The following is a 4,231-nucleotide window of genomic DNA, read 5'->3' on the forward strand; positions in this document are numbered from 1 at the left end:
ACGGTTCGTGCCCGTCGTGGCCAGGTGCACACCGCCGTCCTCGTCGAGCGCCATCGACCCGGCGTCGTACGACGACAGGTCGGTGAGGTTCCAGTCCTCTCCCGCCGGCCGCAGGGCCAGCACGCGCACTCCCTCGTCGGGGTAGCCGAGCACCGCGACATCACCGCGGGCGTTGACCTGCACGTCCTCGAGATAGGCCATCGCCCCCAGGGTCTCGGCCTCGGTCCAGGTGCCGTCCGCCTGGCGCACGCGCGCCACGACTGGCGGCGACGTCGGCTCCTCGCTGTCGGAGTCCTCGCCGGACGCCTCGGTCCAGAGCGCGACGCCGACACCCGACGGGTTGATCACGACCCGCGCGCCGGAGGTCCGGGCACCGTCGGTCGAGAGGCTCTCGCCGGACGTCCATCCGCTGCCGTCGTACGAACTGGTGACGACGCCGCCGTACGGACCGTCGTCGGTGAGGCGGGACGCGACGAGGACCAGGCCGTCACCGGTTCCGAACAGCTGCGGGTCGACCGCGTCCGCCAGGCGCAGCTCTCCGGACGGTGCCACGGACGACTGCGCGGCAGCCTCGGGCTTCGCGTCCGACTCGTGCTCGAGACTGCAGCCGGCCACGAGGGCTCCGACGAGCAACAGGACAGGGATCCCGGACCCGAGAACGCGGCGCATGGCCCGAGCGTACGACCGCCCCGTGTCCGCTGCTGCGGAGACGGGGCGGGCGTGGCGTTCCTGGTGCGATCAGTCGTGCGTCAGTCCAGGTAGTCGCGCAGGACCTGCGAGCGCGAGGGGTGACGGAGCTTCGACATGGTCTTCGACTCGATCTGGCGGATCCGCTCGCGGGTCACGCCGTAGACCTTGCCGATCTCGTCCAGCGTCTTGGGCTGGCCGTCGGTCAGGCCGAAGCGCATCGACACGACGCCTGCTTCACGCTCGGAGAGCGTGTCGAGGACGGCGTGCAGCTGCTCCTGGAGCAGCGTGAACGACACCGCGTCGGCCGGCACGATCGCCTCGGAGTCCTCGATGAGGTCACCGAACTCCGAGTCGCCGTCCTCACCCAGGGGGGTGTGCAGCGAGATCGGCTCACGGCCGTACTTCTGGACCTCGACGACCTTCTCCGGGGTCATGTCGAGCTCCTTGGCGAGCTCTTCCGGAGTGGGCTCGCGACCGAGGTCCTGCAGCATCTGGCGCTGGACACGGGCGAGCTTGTTGATGACCTCGACCATGTGGACCGGGATCCGGATGGTGCGGGCCTGGTCGGCCATGGCGCGGGTGATCGCCTGACGGATCCACCACGTGGCGTACGTCGAGAACTTGTAGCCCTTGGTGTAGTCGAACTTCTCGACCGCGCGGATCAGACCGAGGTTGCCCTCCTGGATCAGGTCCAGGAACAGCATGCCGCGGCCGGTGTAGCGCTTGGCCAGCGAGACGACGAGGCGGAGGTTGGCCTCGAGGAGGTGGTTCTTGGCGCGGCGGCCGTCCTCGGAGATCCACTCGAGCTCTTCGGTCATCTTCGGGCTGATCTTGCCGCCCTTGCCGAGCTTCTCCTCGGAGAAGAGACCGGCCTCGATCCGCTTGGCGAGCTCGACCTCCATCTCGGCGTTGAGGAGGGGGACCTTGCCGATCTGCTTCAGGTAGTCCTTGACCGGGTCGGCGGTCGCGCCGGCGGCCATGACCTGCTGGGCAGGCTCGTCGGTCTCGTCGGCCGAGGAGACGATGAAGGACGCGGTCTTCTCGTCCTCCTTGATCGTCGGGTCGGCGACGACATCCTTCTCGAACTGGTCGTCCGGGATGTCGGGGAGGATCTTCTTCCCGTCCGGGCCGATCGCGACGACGGCGACATCAGCGAGGTCGACGACCTCGGCAGCAGCCTTCTTCGCGGGCGCCGCCTTCTTGGCAGCCGCCTTCTTCGCCGGAGCGGGAGCAGCAGCCGCGGCGGGCGCGGCCGGAGCGGCAGCAGCCTTCTTGGCGGGCGCCTTCTTGGCGGTGGTGGCGGTCGCCGCAGCCTTCTTGGCCGTGGTGGCAGCCACGGCACGCTGCTCGACGGGCGAGCCGAGCTCCACGGCGATACCGAGGCCCGACAGGTGGCCCATCAGGCCCTTCAGGTGGGCAGGTGCGACGTCAGCAGCAGCACAGGCCTGACGGACGTCCTCCGCAGCGACACTGCCCGACGGTGCGCCACGCTCAATCAGCGCGACGATCGACGGGTGCGTGAGCACGACGGGCGGGACCGAACGATGGTTCGAAGACACGAACACCTCTCGATTCAAACGGAACTTGGGCGCGGCGAGGCCCGGAGGCGTCAAGACCGCTTCGTCATTCTGCCACGGGCACGGGCACCGTCTGACCATCGGGGCGTGTTGCGGCCCTGACGGTCAGGTCTGGTCGTGCTGAAGAACGAAGACGTACGGCGCCGAGTCACGCAGGTCCATCACGCCCAGGAGGGTGTCGGCGTCGACCCGGCGGAAGACGTCGATGATCGGCAGGTGGTCGTAGACCATCGCGGCGCTGACGACGCCGCGGTACTCGACGGCACGGAGGCGCGCCCGGTGCTTCTTGGTCCGAAGGGCCGCCTTGAGGGCGCCGACGGCACCCTGGGAGCGGTCGACCACGGCCGACGGGATCTTCGGTGCGATGCCGAGGGGCACCTTGCGCGGCTCGACCGCGAAGACCTCTCCCCCACGCCCCTGGAAGAGCAGGGGGTGGACGTGGTCGGCGTCGTCGAACTGCTTGCCGTACCAGCCCGAGGCCTCGAGCAGGCCGTCCATCGGGTGGCCGGTCAGCAGCTCACGGCCCCGGTACCTCCCGCGGAGCTCGTCGCAGGTCACGGCGGGGAGCGAGTCGAAGAACGCGAGCGCCGTCTCGGGATCGGTCCCGCGCTCGAGCTCGGCGAGCGTCGCAGCGGCGGTCGTCGCGGCGCTCATGCCGACACCCGCAGTGCGCCAGGAGCGTTGGCGGGAACGACCGGCGCCTTCGGGGCCACCGCCGCGATGCGCTCGTACGCCGCGCCGAGCGCGGGTCGAGCGTCCTGTTCGCCCTTGTTGGGCCAGAACGCCATCGCCCGCTCCGCCTGGGCGGTGATCGTCAGCGACGGGTTCACGCCGAGGTTGGCGGTGATCGCGCTGCCGTCGGCGATGTGCAGGCCGGGGTAGCCGTAGATCCGCTGGTAGGGGTCGATCACCCCGGTGGCCGGCGAGTCACCGATGGTGCAGCCACCGATGTAGTGCGCCGTCGCCGGGATGTTGAAGATGTCCGTGGCGACGTTCCCCGGATCGGCGTCGGCCTTGACGGCGTACTCACGGGCGATCTCGTGGGCCAGCGGGATCCAGTCGGGGTTCGGCTCGCCGGTGCCCTGCTTCGTCTTGAGCTGTCCGCCCTTGAGGAACGAGGTCAGCGAGTTGTCCACGGACTGCATCACCAGCAGGATCACGGACCGCTCGGACGCGCGCCGCAGGTCCATCGACCGCAGCATGACGAGCGGGTGCAGCACTGCGCCCAGCAGGAACCGCAGGAAGCGGAACGCGCCACCGTCGATCATCGGCACGGTCTGGGCGAACATGGAGTTCTGGCCCTTGCCGTAGGTGCAGACCTCGACGTGGGTCTGCGGCTCGGGATGGATCGAGGAGGTGATGGCGACGCCCTGGGCGAAGTCGTCACGGCTCCTGCTCTGCACGCCGATGATCGCCTCGGAGTTGCTGCGGGTCAGCTCCCCCAGCCGCGGGGACAGCTCGGGCAGGGTGCCGTCGTCGCGCAGCTTGTGCAGCAGCTTCTGGGTGCCGAGCGCGGCCGCGGCGAAGACGACGTGCTCGGCCGTGAACGTACGCCGACCCTTGCGCAGCTTTCCGTTGGAACGCTCGGTGTCGACGACGTACCCGTCACCGTCCTTGCGGACCGACGTCACGGTGGTGAGCGGGTGCACCTCGGCACCGTTCTGCTCGGCGAGGTAGAGGTAGTTCTTGTCCGTCGTGTTCTTGGCGTTGTGCTTGCAGCCGGTGAAGCACTCCGAGCAGTGGATGCAGCCGGACCGGCGAGGACCGGCGCCGCCGAAGTACGGGTCGTCGACCTCCGAGCCCTCGTTGCCCTCGTTGAAGAACACGCCGACCTGGGTCTTGTGGAACGTCTCGGCCACGCCGCGGCCACGCGCGACCTGCAGCAGCAGGTCGTCCTTGGGTCCGGTGCGTGGGTTCTCCACGACACCGAGCATCCGCTTGGCCTGGTCGTAGTACGGCGCCAG

Annotated in this window: 4 protein-coding genes; all 4 read right to left on the reverse strand. The window is 69.3% G+C overall.

Going from position 1 to position 4,231, the window contains the following annotated elements:
• Window positions 1-669: hypothetical protein (locus tag ACOADB_RS00380; protein WP_378595939.1), on the reverse strand; the 669-nt coding region annotated here is incomplete at its 3' end.
• Between the two features lie 80 nt (window positions 670-749).
• Entirely contained in the window at window positions 750-2,255 is a 1,506-nt protein-coding gene (locus ACOADB_RS00385) for an RNA polymerase sigma factor (protein WP_378595940.1), read from the reverse strand.
• A 117-nt stretch (window positions 2,256-2,372) separates the two neighbouring features.
• The gene (locus ACOADB_RS00390; protein WP_378595941.1) at window positions 2,373-2,921 is read right to left on the reverse strand and encodes a DUF4334 domain-containing protein; all 549 of its coding nucleotides are present in this window, start codon (window positions 2,919-2,921) and stop codon (window positions 2,373-2,375) included.
• Window positions 2,918-4,231, reverse strand: a 1,314-nt coding sequence (locus ACOADB_RS00395) for a GMC oxidoreductase (RefSeq protein WP_378595942.1), incomplete at its 5' end; no start/stop codon positions are given. The genes ACOADB_RS00390 and ACOADB_RS00395, both read right to left, overlap by 4 nt.

The sequence above is a fragment of the Nocardioides sp. CPCC 206348 genome (genome assembly GCF_048654705.1).
Classification (GTDB): Bacteria; Actinomycetota; Actinomycetes; order Propionibacteriales; family Nocardioidaceae; genus Nocardioides.